An 18,198-nucleotide genomic window follows, 5' to 3' on the forward strand; every position below is an offset into this window, starting at 1 on the left:
CAATCATGCGTGACCATTTGCTCAAGGTGGCGAACGATATCGCGGAGAAGGAGGTCGGCCTTGTCGTCGGGCCCTCCGCATTCGCCGCGCTCGCGGATGACCCTTCGCTACACAAGGACGCGCTGAGGCTCATCGTCGAAGATGGGATTGCGTACGAGTCCAAAGACCCTGCTTCTCGCGGTCGCCTCAACGTCATCATGACGAGCCGCCCCTCGTTCAAATGCATCATGTTTCACCGGATCGCGCACGCTCTGTTTCCCCGTTGGCGCGAGTTGGCCGAGAAGCTCTCATCGGCGGCATTCCTTGAAACGGGCATCGACATTCATCCGGCCGCCCATATCGGGCCGCGCTTTGTGCTCGATCACGGATGGGGGACGGTGATCGGCGAAACCACCATCATCGGTCAGGATTGCTATCTGCTCGGCTGCGCCATTCTGGGGGCGCGTGGCATCGCCAACAATGCATCCGGGAAGCGCCATCCGACGCTGGGTGACCGCGTCGAGGTCGGCGGCCATGCACGGATCTTGGGAAATGTCACGATCGGAGACGATTGCTTCATCGCTCCCTATTCTACCGTCACTCAGGACATTCCGGCCAACTCGAAGGTTGTGATCATCAATCAGCTGCAGATCTGTCAGCACAAGACGGATCATCTGCATGCCCGAGACAAATCCGCGGAGCCCCTCGTAGTTCGCGGCATCGTTCGTTATGGAAATATGCTCGTCTTGCAAACCAATGGTGCGGCGAAGCCTTCGCTGTCCGTGGTGACCGAGGACGACGAGGTGTTGGCGTCGCTGCCGATCCATCAGATCGGCCGAGATGGCGGTCTCCTCGTCTGGTCCGCGGACGCGCATGAGCTGGATGCCGTGCTGCGCCGAGTGCCGCGAGCTCACTTGCTGCTCGAAGACGGCGGCAAGCGCGCACTCGTATTGGATGTGCACCGGCTTCAACGTCCTGAGCCGATCTCGGCCGACTTGGCCAATGCACCATTATCGCCGACGAATCAGCATGAAGCAGATTGGACGCGCGACGCGGCATGGTCGTCTGCGAGGTGGTGGCAGGAAGCGAAGTCAGGCGGTGACAGTCAAAGAGTTGACTAAGCGATGCGGCGGCAACTCGCTGCGCCGTCCCTCGCGTGCGAATGCGCGACTGAGATGACGGCGTAGCAACGATGTTTGAGTGTATCACAGTGGTAATATTTTTTGGAGTGAACGCGACAATGCTGGAACTATCGGCCGCTCACTGCATTCGCGCACCCGCCGTCGTCGACAGCATCGCGGGACTTCTCGGTAACACGCCGACGGTCCGGCTCGATCGCTTGACAGCGAGCCATGGTTTGGCTGCCGCGGTGTTCATGAAGCTGGAATATTTCAACCCCGGCGGCAGCCACAAGGCGCGGATTGCCCTCGCCATGGTGATGGATGCCGAGAAACGGGGCGTACTCACCCGCGGGAGCGGCCAGACTATCGTGGAGGGGACCGGCGGGAATACCGGCATTGGACTTGCAATCGCAGCAAATCTGCTCGGCTATCGGCTGGTTCTCGCCGTTCCTGACAACTACAGCAAAGATAAAATCAAACTCCTTCGAGCCTATGGAGCCGACGTTCGTCTCTCCGATTCACGGCTGGGGCGCGACAGTCATTTCAGGCTGGCTCAAGAGCTGCTCGAGTGCAATCCGGGCTGGTTCATGCCGGATCAACTCACCAATCCGATCAATGTCCAGGCACACTACGAATCGACCGGTCGGGAGATCGTAGCCGCCTTTCGCCACGCCCCCATCGATGTCTTGGTCGCTGGTGCTGGCTCCGGCGGACATATCACGGGCATCGGGCGCGTGCTCAAAGAGGTTTGGCCGAACGTCGCGATCTGCCTCGTTCAGCCGGAGAGGTGTGACTTCCGCGCAAACGTCTTCAGCTCGCATCGCATTCAGGCCACTGCCATCGGGCGTGTGCCGAAAAATCTTGATCTCGGCATCGTCGATCACTTCGTCGACGTCTTCGACGAGGAGGCTTTGGCGAGTGTTCGGCTTCTTATGCAATACGAAGGGATCGGGGTGGGGTTGTCGAGCGGAGCGAACATCGCGGGCTGCCTCAAGATGGCGGCGACGTCTGAGCCCGGCACGCGGATCTTATGCATGGCTTATGATCATGTCTCCGACTACCTCGATGCAATTTGATCGCGAGTCGGCGGCATCGATGGAGTTCGACCGATCGGCTCGTCCCTGCAGCGCCGTGAAAACCGGCCGCCTGCATTTTCGCACAACGTGACCTTCGTCCGCAGCCGAGGCGCCATGACCATCGTCCCAACGATCAAGTTATACGAAAGCGATGCTTACGTTCGAGAAGTGGAAACCACCATCGTCGATCAGTCCGATGGGGCGGTATGTCTCGAGAAAACGATTTTCTACGCGGAAAGTGGCGGCCAGCCGGGTGATATCGGCGAACTCGTCCTGGACGGCGGCGCGCCGCTGCTGGTCACGAATACTCAGTACATCCCCGGCCGTCTCCGGATCGCCCATGTTCTCGCGACGCCGCCGGACCGGAGCTTGATCGGCGCCAAGGTGCTGGCCCGCATCGACTGGGAAAGACGATACCGGCTGATGTGTCTCCACACCTCGTTGCATCTGCTGTGCAGTCTCGTCGATGCGCCGGTGACGGGCTGCGCGATCTATCCGGAGTACGGCCGCCTGGATTTCGACCTCGAGACGTCCCTCGATCGTCAGGTCTCGACCGACCGTCTCAATGCGCTCGTCCGACGAGATTTGGAGGTCGAGATCCAGTACCAGACCGCGGACGAGCTGTTGGCCCAACCCTCGCTGGTGCGGACGGTGCAAGCGCCGCCCCCGCGTAACGACCGGCTGCTTCGATTGGTGAGCATCGGGGAGGTCGACCGGCAACCGTGCGGCGGCACCCATGTGCGATCGACGGGCGAGATCGCAGGTCTCGCGGTGACTAGCGTGGAGAAGAAGGGCCGACGCAACAGGCGGGTCAAGATTGCGCTCACCACTGCATCTGAGCGACCAACGGCGATCGCCGGTCGAAGCCGGGCGTCGATCGATCACAGCCAGGGCGGCTTTCCTGCTGGCGGTGGCTAGAGCCGTTCGTTGATTTGGCCCCGTGCCTCTCCACGCGTCATGGCCGGGCTTGTCCCGGCCATCCACGCCTTTTCTGCGTCGCCGTCAGCAAGGCGTGGATGCCCGGCACAAGGCCGGGCATGACGGGAAGAGGCTGCCGAGATAACGCAGGCTTGTTACTTCGCAGGCCTGTCACTCCGTCTGCATCTGCTGCGCCTGCGGCGCTGGTCGTGACCGAAACAGGATGCGCTGGTACAACCAGCCGATCGCGACGAGTACCAGTCCCAGGCCCATGAACGACAATGCCCGGTAGACGCCGGTCAATGTCGACATGTCGATCAGGAAGGCCTTGCAGATCGTCAGCCCGATGACCGCGGCCGACGCCAGCCGCGCGCGCTGCGAGTTGAACAGCAGTCCGGCGCCGAGCAGCAGCACGCCGCATATCAGCCACGCTACCGAGTAAGTGTATTGCTCGGCATCGCTGGTGTCGCCGACTGCCAGGATCGGGCCGTGATACACGCGCTGCACCTGCAGCGTAACGTAAGCCAGGCCGAGCAGCAGCGCGAGGCCCGCGAAGCTGTTGCCGTAAGCAGGGCGCCGCGCGCCGGCGACCGCGTAAGACAGCAGCAGCGCCAGCACGGCTGGCAGCGCGTAGCCGAGCAGCAGCAGGTTGATGATCAGTCCGCCGATATAGGTCGACCACAGTGCTGGATTGGCCCAAAGCAACAGACCGAACACGCTGCCAAGCGCGGCATAGATGCCGAGCAGTACCGCAGCGACGTTATGCACGATGCTGCGGCTGCGACGGCGCAGCCGCTCCAGACCGATCGCCATCGCAAGCGTTGCGCACACCTGCAGGGCGATCTCGGTGAGCCCGGCATTGTCGCGATAGACGTCGCCGCCATTCACCGCGTGCCGGATTTCCATGAACGTCAGCAGCACGGTGAACAGGATTGCGGCGGATTCGATCATGCGCAAGGGCACGTCGTCGCCGCGCCGGCGCAGCCAGAAGCTACCCAGCCAGAACGATGCCGCCGGCACGCCATAGCCCCACAGCAGCCAGTTGAAGATCGGCGTGGTGCCGACCGCATCGCCGACGATGCGCGGCTCCCAGCCGATCCGCGCCACCACGATGGCGGCGAGGATCGCGGCGAGCCAGCGCAGGAACGGGATCGGCCGCTGCAGCGAGATCCAGGCGGTGGCGGCGCTCATCAGCGCCAGCGCGATCGTCAACCAGCCCTTCTCCAGCGCGAAAGTCAGCGCCAGCGCCAAGGCGCCGAGCGTGCCGGTGGCGTAGAGCGCGGTGGAGATCGCGAGGCCGGGCCGCTGCGCGCGCTTGTTGAGCGCTTCGGTGGCGGCGCCGAAGGCGGCGGCGAGCAGCACCGCCACGATCGCGAACGGGATCGAGCGATCGAGATGCGCGATCCGTGCATACAGCGCGATCAGCAGCGCCAGCGGCGCGAAGACACCTGCCGCCGCCCACACCACCGGCACTGCGGCGTTGTTAGCTCGGCCTTGCGCCAGCAGGCCGGCGCCGCCGAAGCCGAGCGCGAACAACGCGGCCACGATCAAATGCGTCGTCACCGCACCGGCGAGCGGATCGGCGTCGATGCCGGGCAGCGGCGCGCCCTGCAGCACCAACAGTTCGGGCGCGCTTCGCGCCACCCACAGCAGGAACACCAGCGCGGCCAGCACCGCCGCCGCCGCGACCGCGCCAGTTGCGGACGCCGCGCGCCAAGCGATGCCGAGCGTGGCCGCGACCAGCAGCGCGAACACGATTATCGCCGGGTCGGAGTGGCCTTCGCCGACGACGACGAACGCTGTCGCCAGCAGGACGGCGCCGAGCGAGCCCGATGACACCGGCTCGATCCTGCCATCGTCCTGCGGCGGTCCGAACAACAGGCCGCCAACCACCAAGGTCGAGGCGAGCGCGAAGACGGCAATGACGTGGAAGGCAAGCGGTCCCAGCGGCGAGCCCGCGAGCCCCGCCAGCGTCCAGAACAATCCCAGTAAGCTCGTCGTGATCGCCAGCCAGCGCCACAACCGGATCCGCGCGAGGCCGAATGAAGCCGCAGTAAGCACTGCGAGATAGATGTAGAGGGCCCAGTAGTCCGGCTTGTCCGACGACACCAGGAGCGGCGTGACGAAGCCGGCGACGACGCCGAGCCCGGCCAGCGCCGGACCATGCAGCAGCGCCGCCGCGAGCGTGCCGAGCGCCACCAGGCCGAGCAGGATGAAGGCGCTGGCGGGCGCTAGGAAGTCGTACAATGCGTAGGCGGCATAGACGGTGGCGAATGCCACCGCAGTGCCGGCGGCGGTGAGGATCGCCGGGATGTTGGCGATTGGCAGCGCGCGGATGTTGGTGATGTCTTCCTTGCGCCGCGTCCACTCGCCGGCGCCGAGCAGCGCCAGCGCGAACAGGCCGCCGAGTAGCACGCGCACGCCGGGGCCGAGCAGTCCTTGCTCGATCGAGTAGCGCACCATGAAGAAGCCGCCGAGCGCCAGCGTCAGGCCGCCGACCCATACCACCCAGCGGGTGCCGATGCGTTCTTCGAAGCCGGGCCTGGCGACCGGCGCGCTCGCGGCCTCGGGCGGCATGGCAGCGGCGGCCGGTCGTTCGGTTGCCGACGGAGCTGGCTCGGCGGACGTCGCCGCAGCGGCCGCAATTAGTTCGGGCTGAAGCCCGGGCGCGGGCGGCGCTTCGCTGTGGACGGGGGCTTGCGCTGCCGGCGCCGCAGCAGCGGCGACGTCCGGTTTCGCCGTCAGCGGCTGGCCGGCCTGCAGCGCGTCGATCCGCGCCTGCAGAATGAGCGAGCGGGTGTTCGCCTTGCGTGCCAGCACCAGGGCGACGATGGCGATCACGAGCGACAGCAGTTCGAACATGGTCTCTCCAGGCGAGCGGCCCGGCCGCAGGGCAGGTCGCCGACGTTATATGATCTCAGCGGCGGCCGCGCACGCGCAGCCCGGGGGCGGGGCGCTCCTGCAGCACTTCGCGGCGGAAACGAAACAGCGCGGCGGGACGTCCGCCTGTTCGTGTCGACATCTCGCCGGTTGGTTCGACCAGCTTGGCGGCTTCGACCAGCCGCCGAAAATTCTGCTTGTGCAGATGGCGGCCGGAAATCGCCTCGACGGTGTGCTGCAATTCCGTGAGGGTGAATTCCGGCGGCAGCAGTTCGAACACCACCGGGCGATACTTCAGCTTGGCGCGCAGCCGCGCGATCGCGGTGGCGAGGATGCGGCGATGATCGAACCGCATCGCGACGCCGAGCGGCGGCAGCTTGGCGCGAGACAGCGCAGCCGGCCGGCCGTCGCGCCGCGCCTCTTCGATCAGGCCGGCTTCGTACAAGAGTTCATAGCGGTCGAGCACGCGCTCTTCGTCCCACTGCGCGCCGTCGACGCCGAAATACAGCCGGACCCGGTCCTTGCGGGCGAGTGCCCGCGCGGTGTCGGGCTGTTCGATCTGCGCGGCCCAGGCGGTGAGTTCGGGGATGATGTCGCGTTCGATAATCGCCGGCCGGTGCTCGCGCCAGTCTTCCCACGGAAAGAAGCGATACCACGGCTCGAAGGTCGCGCCGGCGGCCCGCGAGGCGTTGTCGACCGCGCGGGTCAGCGCCAGATAACCGATCGAGGCGACGTGGACCTCCGTATCGCCGATCCGCGCGTGGCGGCCGCGGTCGCCGAAGGTGTAGAGCTGCTCGACATAGCCGAGCCGCAGCCCGGTCTGCTCCTCGACCCAGGCGCGCAGCCCGATCTCCAGCGTCCGATGCGAGATCGCATCGAACGGGCCGTAGGGGAGGCCGAGGCCGCTGCTGCCGCCGGACGCCGTCAGGATCAGCGGCTCGTTGGCGTCCATCGCGACGATCGCGGCGGTTAGTCCGATCTCGATCGGGATCGGCGGGCTGTCGCCAGTAAGCTTGTCGACGCTCGACATCGTATCGCTCATGCGGCCCAGGTCATTCGAGGTCGACGCGGAATGGCCGGCCTTCGACGCCAAGATCGCCCGGTCCGATCGCGTCCAGCGCCCGCAGCATCCGGCCCTCGCGGCCGAGCGCGCGGTCGGCGAGCGTTACGATCAGCCGGTTCGGGAAGGCGCTTGGCGAGGCCTCGCGGATCTTTCGCGCGATCGTCAGTTCGTCGCGATGCGGGTTGAGCGCGCAGGCGGCCGCGAACGCGCTCGCAGTCGAGCGGCTGATGCCCGCATAGCAATGCACCACCAGCGGCGCCGCGCGGTCCCAGCCGCGGACGAAATTGAGCAGGTCGGCGACATGGGTTTCGTTCGGCGCGACGAAGCCTTCCATGTGCTCGGTGATGTCGTCCATCGAGATCCGCAGATGATTGACCTCAAGCACCGAAGCGGGCCGCTGCACCTGGCCGACATTGGCCATCACCGACAGAATATGGCTGGCGCCGGTCGCCGCGACGGTCGGGTGCAGGGCTGCGAGCGAGCAAACGTGGATCATGAGGCCTTCCGAAAGTTGCAGGCGATCTTAATCCTGCGCCGGTGGCGGTGAAAGCGCGATGACGCCAGCGGTCGCCGTCTGTGGACGCCGCCGGGAGCAGGTCGCGCAATTTAGCCGCGCAGCTTCGGCGTTAGCTGGTTGCCCCAGGTTTTCCGCAGAGCGATTCGAACCGCGCGAGGAAGCGCTTCTCGGCCTTTCCGGCCGACCACGGCGTCAGGTAATCGTCCTGCACGCTCGCCGGCAGCGCCGGATCATTGCCGAACAACCGTTTGGCCTCCGCCTTGGTGAATCCGGCGAGGCAAGTCGCCTCCAGATAGGCAGCGCCGCGATCGGCCGCCTTGATCTGCCGCTCGATCGACTCGTCGAGTACCGCCGGCAGCCCGAAGCGAATGTGAATAGCGCCCAGCAGCCGCTTTTCGACGCTCTTGTAGGACTCGCCGATCACCGCCTTGAACGGAGAAATCATGTCGCCGACGACATATTCGGGCGCATCGTGCAGCAGCGCAGCAAGGCGCAGCCGCGCGTCAATCCGCGGATTCTTCTGACGCATCACCGCCTCGACGAGCAGCGTATGCTGCGCCACCGAGAAGATATGTGTGCCGCTGGTCTGGCCGTTCCATCGGGCGACACGCGCAAGCCCATGGGCGATGTCGGCGATCTCGACATCGAGCGGCGAAGGCGCGAGCAGATCCAGCCGCCGTCCCGACAGCATCCGCTGCCAAACGCGCTCTTTTAAGGATTGGTTAACAGTCATGTGGCCATATATTAGAACTTAGTCGAACCAACAACCGATGACTGCATATAGGCAGCGTTGCCCCAACTAAGCCACGGTCAAGGCCCGGGTTTTGCACGATCCCATGATTAGCTCTGGGGCATGTGGGCGGGCGGTGTGTACGACAGGGGGAAGTCATGGAAATGACCGGTCGCCGTGCGGCGGAACGATCAGAGGCCAAGCACGGGTCTCCACAGGCTGTTACCAAGTCAACGATGCAGGTTCATGGTGCGAGTGTGCGTGATCTACAGCAGGAAAACGAGTCGCTGAGAGAGGTCATCGTGAGCCTTTCGGCGCTGGTGATGAAGCGGGTTGCCGAGCGCCGCTGAGACGGCTTGCCCGTGTCGGCGCCGTGGATCGCCTCGTCGGCTTTTTCATCTGCCCGCAGCGCGCGTGGCAGTGACAATCGACCAGATGATCGTTGACCATGCCGACCGCCTGCATGAAGGCGTAGACGATGGTCGGGCCGACGAACTTGAATCCGCGGGCTGCCAGATCCTTCGAGATCTTCACGGATAGCGGCGTCGAGGCCGGCACGCCAGCCGTGGTCTTGAAGGCGTTGACCTTCGGGGCGCCACCGACGAAGTCCCACAGCAGCTTCGAGAAGCCCGGGCCTTCCTCCTGGATCTTCAGCCAGGCCTTGGCGCTGCTGATCGTGCCTTCGATCTTGGCGCGGTTGCGCACGATACCGACGTCATTCATCAGCTCGGCGATTTTGCCCGCGTCGTAGCGGGCGATCTTGGCCGGGTCGAAATCATCGAAGGCGCGGCGGAAATTGTCGCGCTTGCGCAGGATGGTGATCCACGACAAGCCGGCCTGGAAACCGTCGAGGATCAGTTTCTCGAACAATGCGCGGTCGTCGTATTCCGGCACGCCCCACTCGGTGTCGTGATACGCGACATAGAGCGGATCTTCGCCCGGCCACGGGCAGCGGACGATGCCGTCGGCGCCGGTGCGCGGACCGCGGCTCATGTGCCGGTCCTGCGCTGCGCCGGCACGAGGTCGTTCGGATCGGCAATCAGCAACTTGGCGCCGCCGGCGCTGAGCGGCAGTCCAGCCTCGCGCGCCTCGGCGACGCGGTCGATCCGCAGCAGCGCCAGCCCGCGACCGTTCGCTGACGAGCCCATGGTGCCGACGATCTTGTCGCCGGCCGTGATGTCGCTGCCGGGCGGCGGGGCGGCGCCATCGGAGGTCACGCGGACGATGCGGGTTCGCGCTGTGCCGCGATGGTGCATCCGCGACACGACTTCCTGGCCGATGTAGCAACCCTTGGTGAAATCGACGCCGTGCAACCGGTCCATATTGGCTTCGTGCGGGAATGCATCAGCGTAGCCGAAATCGACACCGCCGGACGGGACGCCGCAAGCGATGCGATGCGCATCGTAGTCGGCCGTGGCGGCCATCTCGGCGCCGAGCGCTTCCGCCGTCGCGCCCGCCAGCAATTCCGGCACGATGATGCGCCAGCCGAGCCCCTCGGCCCGCGGATCGGCAAAGCCCATCTCCGGCGGCTGCGCCGGGACGCCGTCCCACAGCGCCAGCACGCCGAGCCGGTCGGAGAGGTTTTCGATCAGCGCCTTGGCGCGCAGCTTGTAGAATTTCAGCTTGGTGGCGAGCGGCTCGGCCAGCGTCTTCGGACAGTCGAGCAGGAAGCCGCCGTCATCTTCTGCCGTCATTTCGGTGATGAAGAAATCGGCGACGATCTTGCCCTGCGGCGTCAGCAGCGCGCCGAATCGGCCCTGCCCAGGCACGAGCTTGGTAAGGTCGGTTGTGACCAGGCCGTTGAGCAGGTGCCGTGCGTCGGGGCCGCTGATCTTGATCACGCCGCGATCGGGGAGAAATGTCGCCTTCATCGAAATTCCGGTCGGATTTGCCTGAAATGACGGCCAGGATCGCGCTTTGCGGAAGGCGCCCGGGCCGGCTATGACTGCCCAAGGTAAGCGGCCAGGCCGGGCGCAACAAGGCTTATGCAACAAGCCGTGCACAAGGCGTCGCCGACAAGCTTTCGAGGACCCATGACCGGCACGTTCGACACCATTCTCAAGAGCGGCACCATCGTTAATCAGGACGGCGCAAGCGTCGGCGACATCGGCATCAAGGACGGCCGGATCGCGGCGCTTGGTTCGTTCGACCCATCGCAGGCCGGCGAGACGATCGACTGCCGCGGCCTGCACGTGCTGCCGGGGGTGATCGACACCCAGGTGCATTTCCGCGAGCCGGGCCTGACCCACAAAGAAGACCTCGAGACCGGCTCGCGCAGCGCCGTGATGGGCGGCGTCACCGCGGTGTTCGAAATGCCGAACACCAATCCGCTGACAGTGACCGAAGAGACCTTCACCGACAAAGTCGCGCGCGCAGAGCATCGCATGCATTGCGACTTCGCGTTTTTCATCGGCGGCACCCGCGACAATGTCGAGGAATTGCCGAAGCTCGAGCGGGCCCGCGGCTGCGCCGGCGTCAAGGTGTTCATCGGCTCGTCGACCGGCAGCCTGCTGGTCGAAGACGATCCGAGCCTGAAGCGCATTCTGTCGGTGATTCAGCGCCGCGCCGCCTTCCACGCCGAGGATGAGTATCGTCTCAACGACCGCAAGGGTGAGCGCATCGAGGGCGATCCGCGCTCGCATCCGGTGTGGCGCGACGACGTCGCGGCGCTGCAGGCGACGCAGCGGCTGGTGGCGCTCGCGCGCGAGACCGGCAAACGCATCCACGTGCTGCACATCTCCACCCGTCAGGAGATGGAGTTTCTGCGCGACCACAAGGACGTCGCCTCGGTCGAAGTGACGCCGCATCACCTGACGCTGGTCGGGCCGGAATGCTACGAGCGGCTCGGCACCAAGGCGCAGATGAATCCGCCGGTGCGCGACGCCTGGCATCAGGAAGGCTTGTGGTACGGCCTGGCGCAGGGCGTGGTCGATGTGCTCGGCTCCGATCACGCGCCGCACACGCTCGAAGAGAAAGCCAAGACCTATCCGGCGTCGCCCTCGGGCATGACCGGCGTACAGACGTTGGTGCCGACCATGCTGGATCACGTCAACGCCGGCCGGCTGTCGCTGGCGCGCTTCGTCGATCTTACCAGCGCCGGCCCGGCGCGGCTGTTCAATATCGCCTGCAAGGGCCGCATCGCCGCCGGCTACGACGCCGACTTCACGGTGGTCGATCTCAAGCGCAGTGAAATCATCACCGACGACTGGGTCGCGTCGCGCGCCGGCTGGACGCCGTATCACGGCATGCAGGTGACAGGCTGGCCGGTCGGCACCTTCGTGCGCGGCGCCAAGGTGATGTGGCAGGGCGAACTGACCGCGCCCTCGACCGGCGAGCCGGTGCGCTTCCTGGAGACGCTTAAGTTCCAAGGCTGAGACCTACCCGAACGGCGTGGCCTCCGCAGCACAGCGGACACAATACCGCATCGGATTTTGCCTGCGACGTGGAACCGCAGTCCGGGATTCTGCGTATCCCCGCCGCGACCATCTTCAACGATGATCGCAGCACGATTCGGGACGCGCACCCCGAAGCGGGTTGGGAGCGTTGGTTAACAGCAAATCAACGAATGAGGCGCAGCCTTCCGAAGTCGCAACGATCGCCGGGTCGTCGAGTGACCGATACGCTTGAGGGAGATTCCAGATGGAAGCTCAAAAGACCGCGGTCGATGCCATTGTCGCCTTGACCGGATGTGATCGCACCGCCGTCACCGAATCAATTCGCCGGTTCTATCTGGCCGGTGTGAAGGATCCGAAACGGCTGACCTTCAAGGGCCTGCAGGCGTTCGCGCGCAACTAAGCGCTCTCCGCCGCGGGACCAAGTCGCCAGTGTGAAAACGGATGTCTGCCGACGCCGGCTACTGTTTGGCGAGCGCCACCGAAAACTCGCCGTTGCGTACACGTCCAGGCAGGCCTTCGACGAATTTGGCCACGGCGTCCTCGCCATAGGTGCCGACCAGTTCCGCAAAAGCGGTGAACAGGCTCGCCTGCGCCAGGCAGTCGCCGTCGACGCCGTCGTGAAGAGCCTCGGCCCAGGCTTCGCTCAGATAGCCCAGCGCCGTCTGCTTCTGCTCGCGGTCTGCCTGCAGGTCGTGATCGTGCGGATAAGTCGTGACGCTCATGAATCTCAACAAGGTAGGGCGCGACCCACTGCGGATCGGCGATCCCGAAATGCTATCACGCGCGTCGCCACGGGCTAAGGCAGTTCTTTAAGAAAGGTTAACGGCCTCGCAGAAACGCCGGGTGTCTCACCGGGTGTCTCAATTGGCGTAACGGGCCGTCAGGTCCCGCGAAATCTTGGAGCCCTCTTCCAGATAGCGTCGGATCGCCACCTTCGCGGCGGGCGTGCAGGTTCGATACGTCTGCTGGAACCCATTGTAACCGCGGTTGAATCCGGCGATCAGCCGGGTCCGGCGCTCGCCGGCGGGTGTTTCGGCATCGATCAGGGCCTGCATCTCGTTGCGCCATTTGGCGCCTTCGTTGCTGCCGCAGATTCCACGGAGATAATGCAGGGTCCCGAGGATTTCCGCGAAGCGTTGCAGATCGGCATCGAACGGCGCGGCGCCGTCCTGGGCACGTGCCGGGGCGAGGCCGCAGGTCGCGGCCACCAGAGCAATGGCGAGCAGGCGCTTGAGCATGAGGGGATCCCGTTGCGGCCTGATAGGCCGTTTCCGCCGCAGCGGCAAGCGAGCGGGACTCAGGCCTTGATCGCTGCCCACGCGGCCGCGACGATGGCCGGCAGGCCTTCGGTGACTTTGAATGTGCCGACGGCCTCCGGCGCGACCCAGACGGCGTCGTCGAGCTCGTCGTTGACCACCGGTTCGCCCGCAATCCAGCGCGCGGCGAACGACAGGATGACGTAGTGGCCGGCATTGGCCGGCCCCGGCACCACCTCGCGCCAGCCGGCGAGGCCGGCGATTTCGACCGTGAGCGCCGTCTCTTCGGCAATCTCGCGGAGCAGCGCGGCCTCGAGCGGCTCGCCATATTCGACTCGGCCGCCTGGCAGTGAGTAGAAGCCGCTTGCCGGTGATCGCGCGCGGCGCACCAGCAGCACGCGGTCCTCTCGAAAGATCGAGGCGCTGACGGCGAGTTGCGGATGACGCGGCGGGGCGGACGTCACGGGAGTTCAGTGCGACATGATGAAGTCGACGTCGGCGGCACTGCCCTGGCCGTTGATGATGCCGCCAGCGCGGCTGATCAGCGGTTTGATCCAGCCGACCGCTTGTTCGGCCAGCTTGGTTCGCGTCGTATCCTGCGTGGCGCCGCGCATCGCTTCGCCGATTGCCGAAAGGATCGCGGTCATGTTGTTGGTCACTTCGTCGAAGTCCTGGCGGATGCCGGGGTCGGCATGTTCGTAGGCATCGATTGCGAGATCGCGCGCCCTGAACTTCGAAAGCCTGAAGTGTTCCGCATAGGACAGCGGCTGCCAACCGAGGAAATCCTCCGAGCACTCTGGCATGTCCGGAATCATCTCGAGCAGCATGATGGCTTCGTTGAAGTGATTGAGATAGTCGGTGGCGAGGCCGGTCTTCGGATTGATATTGGCAGCCGACAGCTGCGCCGCGCGAGCTGCGGCATCTGCGCCGACTGAGGAACTGGGGCGCGGCGAGGGACTGGTTTGCATCGATGCCATCGATGGCATTGTTCGGATACCGGAGTTAATAGGCTCTGAAGAGGTCCCCTGGGAAAAATGCGCAATGTGCGGACGCTTTGTCATTACTTCGGCTCCTGCCGCCATCCGCGCGGCGTTCGCCTATGAGGATCAGCCTAATTTCCCCGCGCGCTACAACATCGCGCCGACCCAGCCGGTTCCCGTGGTGCTCGTCGACGGCGACGTGCGCCGGTTTCGGCTGATGCGTTGGGGCTTTCTGCCGTCCTGGGTGAAGGATCCGAAGGCTTTCGCATTGGTGATCAATGCCCGCGGCGAGACCGTGCTGGAGAAGCCGGCGTTTCGTAACGCGATCCGGCGACGGCGCTGTCTGGTGCCGAGCGACGGCTACTACGAGTGGAAGGCGGTCGGTTCGCGCAAGCAGCCGTATTTCATTCGTCCGCGGGACGACAGCCCGATCGGCTTCGCCGGCGTGTGGGAAACCTGGGTTGGGCCGAACGGCGAGGAACTCGACACGCTGGCGATCGTCACCACCGCGGCGGCCGGCGCGATGACCGAACTGCACGATCGCGTGCCGGTCACCATCGCACCGCAGGACTATGCGCGCTGGCTGGACAACGACGAGACCAATGTCGACGGCGCCGTCTCCTTGCTGCGCCCGCCACCGGAGGGGCAATTCGTCTGGTACCCGGTTTCGAGCGCCGTCAATCGCGTCGCCAACGACAACGCGCAACTGATCCTGCCGATCTCGGAGGAAGAGGCCGCCGCCACCCCGGCGCCCAAAGCCGCGCCCGCAAAACGTCCGGCGCGGACGAAGGCAGCGGCAGAGGATAGCGGGCAGGGCTCGTTGTTTTGAACGACAGACCTTGCATTTGATAGGGCCACCGCCGTCATCCTGAGGTGCCCGCTGTGCCGCGCTGTGCGCGGCGCTGCGGGCCTCGAAGGATGAGCCGCGAGCACCTTGGCCGCATCCTTCGAGGCGCGCTGCGCGCGCACCTCAGGATGACGACTCCGCACTTGAGGAAGCGTCGTCGTTTCGACTAATCGATCAAGCGCGCTACACCACCTTGCCCGGGTTCATGATGCCGTGCGGATCGAGCAGGGCCTTGATCGAACGCATCAGCTCCATCGCGGTCGGATCTTTTACGCCGGGGAGTTCGTCGCGCTTCAGCACGCCGATGCCGTGCTCGGCCGAGATCGAGCCGCCGTGGCGCAGCACGATGGCGAACACGACGTTGTTGACCTCGTGCCAGCGCGCCAGAAACTGCGCCTTGTCGGCGCCGATCGGCTGGCTGACATTGTAGTGGATATTGCCGTCGCCGAGATGGCCGAAAGGCACCGGCCGGATGCCGGGGATCAGGTCGGTCACCGCGGCGTTCGCCTCGGCGATGAACGCCGGCACCGCGGCAACCGGCACCGAGACGTCGTGTTTGATCGAGCCGCCTTCCGGCTTCTGCGCCGGCGAGATTTCCTCGCGCAGCTTCCAGAACGCTTCCTGCTGCTGCAGCGATGCCGCGATCGCAGCGTCGTCGACGATCCCTTCCTCGAGCCCGCGTTCCAGGATCGCTTCCAGTACGCCGCGCGCATCGTCACGCATCGAGGACAGCTCGATCAGCACGTACCACGGATAGCGCGCCTGCAACGGATCGCGGTTGTGGGCGTGGCGCACAGAATAATCGAGAGCGATTTCGGCGATCAGTTCGAAGCTGGTCAGGCTGCCGGCGGCTTCAGTGCGGGCGATGCCGAGAAGCTGCAGGGCTGCTTCGGGAGATTGCAGCCCGACAAAGGCGGTCTCGACCGCGCGCGGTTTGGGGAACAGCTTCAGCGTCGCCGCTGTGATGATGCCGAGCGTGCCCTCGGCGCCGATGAACAGGTCGCGCAGATCGTAGCCGGTGTTGTCCTTCTTCAGTTTCGACAGCAGATTCAGCACGCGACCGTCGGCGAGCACAACCTCGACCCCGAGCGCCATGTCGCGCGCCAGCCCGTAGGCGAGCGCTGCGGTGCCGCCCGCATTGGTCGAGAGGTTGCCGCCGATCGTGCAACTGCCCTGCGCGCCGAGCGACAGCGGGAACAGCCGGTCGACGCTCGCGGCGCGCTCCTGTGCGGTCTGCAGAATGACGCCGGCCTCGACCGTCATGGTGTTCGACGCGACGTCGATCTCGCGGATCGCGTCCATCCGCTTCAGCGAGATCACCACTTCGCCATTGTGTGGCGTCTGGCCGCCGACCAGCCCGGTGTTGCCGCCCTGCGGCACCAGCGCAACCCGTGCCTCGTGCGCCAGCTTGCAGATCGCGGCGATCTCCGCGGTCGAGCCGGGACGCAGCACCAGCGGCGAATGGCCGTGATACAGATTGCGCTCTTCGGTGACGTAGGCTTCGAGTTCGGCCGGGTCGGTCAGCGCGTGTTTTGCGCCGACGATCGCCGTGAAGCGCGCGATCAGTTCGGGTGACAACAGCGCGGGGGAGATCGGGGCGGCGATATTCATGGGGCGTCCTGTCAGCTCGTCGTCCGAGTTCAGCCGCGCGGCGCCGCGGCGCGGCGCAGGCGGTCGTTGATGGCTTCGCCGAGCCCGTCGCTCGGGATCGGCACCACGGCGATCGCGGCCGCACCGCAGCCGTCGAGCGCGCGCAGGAAACCGAACAGATGCGTCGCCGCCTCGGCGAGATCGCCGCCCGGCGACAGATTGCGGACAGCCACGGCGCTCTCGGCACCCGGCGGCAGGTCCGCTCCGAATGCCAGAAGCGCCTCGCCCGGCTGCACCGCGGTGGCGGCGAGCCGCACCATGGCCCGCGGTGCATAATGCGACGCCAGCATGCCCGGCGCCAGCGGGGCGGCGGCATGGCCGGCAGGGGCTCTCGGTGTGGTCAGCGGCCGGCCGAGCACCTGCTCGATCGCCTGCCGTGGAACCCCGCCGGGGCGCAGCAGCGCCGGTGCGCCGAGGCAGCCGACGATGGTCGATTCGACCCCGACCGTAACGGGACCGCCGTCGACGATCAGATCGATCCGGCCGTCGAGATCCGCGCGGACGTGAGCCGCGATCGTCGGAGACACGTGCCCGGAGCGATTGGCCGAGGGCGCCACCACGGCGCCGCCGAACGCCCGCAGGATCGCCAGCGCCACCGGATGCGCCGGCACCCGAATCGCCACCGTCTCGAGCCCGGCAGTGGCAAGGTCCGCCACCGGGCAGCCGGCTGCCTTAGGCAGCACCAGTGTCAGAGGGCCCGGCCAGAATGCCGCCGCCAGCCGTTCGGCGGTCGCGTCGAAGCGTGCGATCCGGCGCGCGGCAGCCAGATCGGCGATGTGCGCGATCAACGGATTGAAGGATGGACGGGCCTTGGCGGCGTAGAGCCGGGCGATCGCGGCTGCATTGGCCGCATCGGCGCCGAGGCCGTACACCGTTTCGGTCGGAAATCCGATCAAACCGCCCTGGCGCAGGCAGTCGGCGGCCCGTTCGGCCGCCTCGGCGCCTGCCGGGAGGGTCTGGGTTGTCAAATCGAGGGTCATCCTTCGTTCATAACCCAATTCGCGCGCTTGCGGAGTGCGAAGGTCGACGCTATAAGCCGGCCACCTTGTCGGAGTGTGGCTCAGCCCGGTAGAGCACTGCGTTCGGGACGCAGGGGTCGCAGGTTCGAATCCTGCCACTCCGACCAAGATTTCATTACGCTTTTTCTTTTGATCGGCGGTCCTTCCCGGTTGACCGCGGTCCCCCCGTCCAGCCGTCCATTCCGTCGATGACCACCGCCATATGCGGTGCTATGGTGCGGCGCAAGCAAGCGGCTCGCGGCCGCCGGTTGTACGACGGGGACTGAACTGCCACGGGATGTTGCTCCCGAATTCTCTGACCCCAGGGCGTTTCACATCCTTGCTCGGCGCATGGTCTGCATTTTGCATGCCGAGTCGGGGAATGGAAATTGGGCATGACGTGTGAGTACGGGCGCGGACAGCCAGCTGGAAACGCAAACGTCGGGGGCCGGATTATCCATCACGCTCAAGTGTGGGCGGACGATGCAGTGCCACTCGCAGTCGTCCCCCAGCGTGCCGCGCCGCAGAGGCTCGCCGCTGGCGAAATGCGGCCCGGTCGCCTCCTCGGCGCGCTCGCGAGAGCATCCACATGCTAACAGGTACGACAAACTCGGCATCTTTGTCATCGCGTCGCGCAGCGTGCCGGCGCGGCGCCACGCCTTCGCGATGCAGATGCTTGCCATCGCCACGCGTCACAATCATGTCACTTCAGTCGTCGATATCGGCTCGATCTACCTGCGGGCGCGAAGCGACCGGGATCAACCGGTGGCACAGAGCCGCCGCAATTC

Annotated in this window: 18 protein-coding genes and 1 tRNA gene; 7 read left to right on the top strand and 12 right to left on the bottom strand. The window is 65.7% G+C overall.

Annotation, left to right across the window (positions count from 1 at the left end; translation table 11 throughout):
- Nucleotides 1-5: 5 nt before the first annotated feature.
- The 3 genes from D4Q52_RS02315 to D4Q52_RS02325 all read left to right on the top strand — a co-directional run bounded on the left by D4Q52_RS02315 (nt 6) and on the right by D4Q52_RS02325 (nt 3,094).
- A complete protein-coding gene (locus tag D4Q52_RS02315; RefSeq protein ID WP_182915206.1) occupies nt 6-1,100 on the top strand; it encodes a serine O-acetyltransferase in 1,095 nt (364 codons plus the stop codon).
- Between the two features lie 119 nt (nt 1,101-1,219).
- Complete coding sequence (locus D4Q52_RS02320) at nt 1,220-2,176, top strand: PLP-dependent cysteine synthase family protein (RefSeq protein WP_119855132.1); 957 nt, start codon at nt 1,220-1,222, stop codon at nt 2,174-2,176.
- Between the two features lie 114 nt (nt 2,177-2,290).
- A complete protein-coding gene (locus tag D4Q52_RS02325; RefSeq protein ID WP_119854936.1) occupies nt 2,291-3,094 on the top strand; it encodes an alanyl-tRNA editing protein in 804 nt (267 codons plus the stop codon).
- Nucleotides 3,095-3,265: 171 nt separating this feature from the next.
- Here the strand turns inward: D4Q52_RS02325 and D4Q52_RS02335 are convergent, their stop codons facing one another.
- The 6 genes from D4Q52_RS02335 to D4Q52_RS02360 form a co-directional block, all read right to left on the bottom strand.
- Nucleotides 3,266-5,956, bottom strand: coding sequence for a DUF2339 domain-containing protein (locus D4Q52_RS02335; RefSeq protein WP_119854938.1), 2,691 nt, complete (start codon nt 5,954-5,956; stop codon nt 3,266-3,268).
- 55 nt (nt 5,957-6,011) lie between these two features.
- Nucleotides 6,012-7,016 (bottom strand): NUDIX hydrolase, encoded by a 1,005-nt coding sequence (locus D4Q52_RS02340; RefSeq protein ID WP_182915207.1) that lies wholly within the window; start codon nt 7,014-7,016, stop codon nt 6,012-6,014.
- Nucleotides 7,017-7,026: 10 nt separating this feature from the next.
- Entirely contained in the window at nt 7,027-7,533 is a 507-nt protein-coding gene (locus tag D4Q52_RS02345; protein WP_119854939.1) for a tyrosine phosphatase family protein, read from the bottom strand.
- Nucleotides 7,534-7,663: 130 nt separating this feature from the next.
- Nucleotides 7,664-8,287, bottom strand: a complete 624-nt coding sequence (locus tag D4Q52_RS02350) for a YfbR-like 5'-deoxynucleotidase (protein WP_119854940.1) — start codon at nt 8,285-8,287, stop codon at nt 7,664-7,666.
- 294 nt (nt 8,288-8,581) lie between these two features.
- Complete coding sequence (locus tag D4Q52_RS02355; protein WP_119854941.1) at nt 8,582-9,277, bottom strand: DNA-3-methyladenine glycosylase I; 696 nt, start codon at nt 9,275-9,277, stop codon at nt 8,582-8,584.
- Entirely contained in the window at nt 9,274-10,155 is an 882-nt protein-coding gene (locus D4Q52_RS02360; RefSeq protein ID WP_119854942.1) for a YgfZ/GcvT domain-containing protein, read from the bottom strand. Before D4Q52_RS02360 ends, D4Q52_RS02355 begins: the two co-directional genes overlap by 4 nt.
- Nucleotides 10,156-10,317: 162 nt before the next feature.
- Here D4Q52_RS02360 and D4Q52_RS02365 point away from each other — a divergent pair, with 162 nt between their 5' ends.
- Both D4Q52_RS02365 and D4Q52_RS26385 read left to right on the top strand, forming a co-directional pair.
- On the top strand, nt 10,318-11,658 hold the full coding sequence (locus tag D4Q52_RS02365) for a dihydroorotase (protein ID WP_119854943.1): 1,341 nt from the start codon (nt 10,318-10,320) through the stop codon (nt 11,656-11,658).
- A 265-nt stretch (nt 11,659-11,923) separates the two neighbouring features.
- Nucleotides 11,924-12,079, top strand: a complete 156-nt coding sequence (locus tag D4Q52_RS26385; protein WP_182915208.1) for a hypothetical protein — start codon at nt 11,924-11,926, stop codon at nt 12,077-12,079.
- Between the two features lie 58 nt (nt 12,080-12,137).
- Here D4Q52_RS26385 and D4Q52_RS02370 read toward each other — a convergent pair whose 3' ends face one another.
- The 4 genes from D4Q52_RS02370 to D4Q52_RS02385 all read right to left on the bottom strand — a co-directional run bounded on the left by D4Q52_RS02370 (nt 12,138) and on the right by D4Q52_RS02385 (nt 13,912).
- Entirely contained in the window at nt 12,138-12,401 is a 264-nt protein-coding gene (locus D4Q52_RS02370; RefSeq protein WP_119854944.1) for a hypothetical protein, read from the bottom strand.
- A 138-nt stretch (nt 12,402-12,539) separates the two neighbouring features.
- Complete coding sequence (locus D4Q52_RS02375; protein ID WP_119854945.1) at nt 12,540-12,917, bottom strand: TIGR02301 family protein; 378 nt, start codon at nt 12,915-12,917, stop codon at nt 12,540-12,542.
- Between the two features lie 59 nt (nt 12,918-12,976).
- Nucleotides 12,977-13,399, bottom strand: a complete 423-nt coding sequence (locus tag D4Q52_RS02380; protein ID WP_119854946.1) for an NUDIX hydrolase — start codon at nt 13,397-13,399, stop codon at nt 12,977-12,979.
- 6 nt (nt 13,400-13,405) lie between these two features.
- The gene (locus D4Q52_RS02385; protein WP_425328447.1) at nt 13,406-13,912 is read right to left on the bottom strand and encodes a hypothetical protein; all 507 of its coding nucleotides are present in this window, start codon (nt 13,910-13,912) and stop codon (nt 13,406-13,408) included.
- A gap of 64 nt (nt 13,913-13,976) precedes the next feature.
- Here D4Q52_RS02385 and D4Q52_RS02390 point away from each other — a divergent pair, with 64 nt between their 5' ends.
- A complete protein-coding gene (locus D4Q52_RS02390; RefSeq protein WP_119854947.1) occupies nt 13,977-14,744 on the top strand; it encodes an SOS response-associated peptidase in 768 nt (255 codons plus the stop codon).
- A 201-nt stretch (nt 14,745-14,945) separates the two neighbouring features.
- Here the strand turns inward: D4Q52_RS02390 and D4Q52_RS02395 are convergent, their stop codons facing one another.
- Nucleotides 14,946-16,373 carry an FAD-binding oxidoreductase gene (locus D4Q52_RS02395; protein WP_119854948.1) on the bottom strand — a complete coding sequence of 476 codons (1,428 nt, stop codon included), beginning with the start codon at nt 16,371-16,373 and terminating at the stop codon, nt 14,946-14,948.
- Between the two features lie 29 nt (nt 16,374-16,402).
- Nucleotides 16,403-17,392 (bottom strand): L-threonylcarbamoyladenylate synthase, encoded by a 990-nt coding sequence (locus D4Q52_RS02400; protein ID WP_119854949.1) that lies wholly within the window; start codon nt 17,390-17,392, stop codon nt 16,403-16,405.
- Nucleotides 17,393-17,461: 69 nt separating this feature from the next.
- On the opposite strand from D4Q52_RS02400, the gene D4Q52_RS02405 reads away from it, so the two are divergent.
- Nucleotides 17,462-17,538 (top strand) — tRNA-Pro (locus D4Q52_RS02405).
- Nucleotides 17,539-18,198: the final 660 nt, after the last annotated feature.

Source organism: Rhodopseudomonas palustris, from assembly GCF_003591005.1.
GTDB classification, from domain to species: Bacteria; Pseudomonadota; Alphaproteobacteria; order Rhizobiales; family Xanthobacteraceae; genus Rhodopseudomonas; species Rhodopseudomonas palustris_K.

Excerpts from the sequence above, each read along its gene's own strand:
- D4Q52_RS02325 (WP_119854936.1), top strand. The coding sequence starts at position 2,291 with ATGACCATCGTCCCAACGATCAAGTTATACGAAAGCGATGCTTACGTT.
- D4Q52_RS26385 (WP_182915208.1), top strand. The coding sequence starts at position 11,924 with ATGGAAGCTCAAAAGACCGCGGTCGATGCCATTGTCGCCTTGACCGGA.
- D4Q52_RS02355 (WP_119854941.1), bottom strand. The coding sequence starts at position 9,277 with ATGAGCCGCGGTCCGCGCACCGGCGCCGACGGCATCGTCCGCTGCCCG.
- D4Q52_RS02340 (WP_182915207.1), bottom strand. The coding sequence starts at position 7,016 with ATGAGCGATACGATGTCGAGCGTCGACAAGCTTACTGGCGACAGCCCG.
- D4Q52_RS02390 (WP_119854947.1), top strand. The coding sequence starts at position 13,977 with ATGTGCGGACGCTTTGTCATTACTTCGGCTCCTGCCGCCATCCGCGCG.
- D4Q52_RS02365 (WP_119854943.1), top strand. The coding sequence starts at position 10,318 with ATGACCGGCACGTTCGACACCATTCTCAAGAGCGGCACCATCGTTAAT.
- D4Q52_RS02385 (WP_425328447.1), bottom strand. The coding sequence starts at position 13,912 with ATGGCATCGATGCAAACCAGTCCCTCGCCGCGCCCCAGTTCCTCAGTC.
- D4Q52_RS02345 (WP_119854939.1), bottom strand. The coding sequence starts at position 7,533 with ATGATCCACGTTTGCTCGCTCGCAGCCCTGCACCCGACCGTCGCGGCG.
- D4Q52_RS02395 (WP_119854948.1), bottom strand. The coding sequence starts at position 16,373 with ATGAATATCGCCGCCCCGATCTCCCCCGCGCTGTTGTCACCCGAACTG.
- D4Q52_RS02375 (WP_119854945.1), bottom strand. The coding sequence starts at position 12,917 with ATGCTCAAGCGCCTGCTCGCCATTGCTCTGGTGGCCGCGACCTGCGGC.
- D4Q52_RS02400 (WP_119854949.1), bottom strand. The coding sequence starts at position 17,392 with ATGACCCTCGATTTGACAACCCAGACCCTCCCGGCAGGCGCCGAGGCG.
- D4Q52_RS02370 (WP_119854944.1), bottom strand. The coding sequence starts at position 12,401 with ATGAGCGTCACGACTTATCCGCACGATCACGACCTGCAGGCAGACCGC.
- D4Q52_RS02335 (WP_119854938.1), bottom strand. The coding sequence starts at position 5,956 with ATGTTCGAACTGCTGTCGCTCGTGATCGCCATCGTCGCCCTGGTGCTG.
- D4Q52_RS02350 (WP_119854940.1), bottom strand. The coding sequence starts at position 8,287 with ATGACTGTTAACCAATCCTTAAAAGAGCGCGTTTGGCAGCGGATGCTG.
- D4Q52_RS02320 (WP_119855132.1), top strand. The coding sequence starts at position 1,220 with ATGCTGGAACTATCGGCCGCTCACTGCATTCGCGCACCCGCCGTCGTC.
- D4Q52_RS02315 (WP_182915206.1), top strand. The coding sequence starts at position 6 with ATGCGTGACCATTTGCTCAAGGTGGCGAACGATATCGCGGAGAAGGAG.
- D4Q52_RS02360 (WP_119854942.1), bottom strand. The coding sequence starts at position 10,155 with ATGAAGGCGACATTTCTCCCCGATCGCGGCGTGATCAAGATCAGCGGC.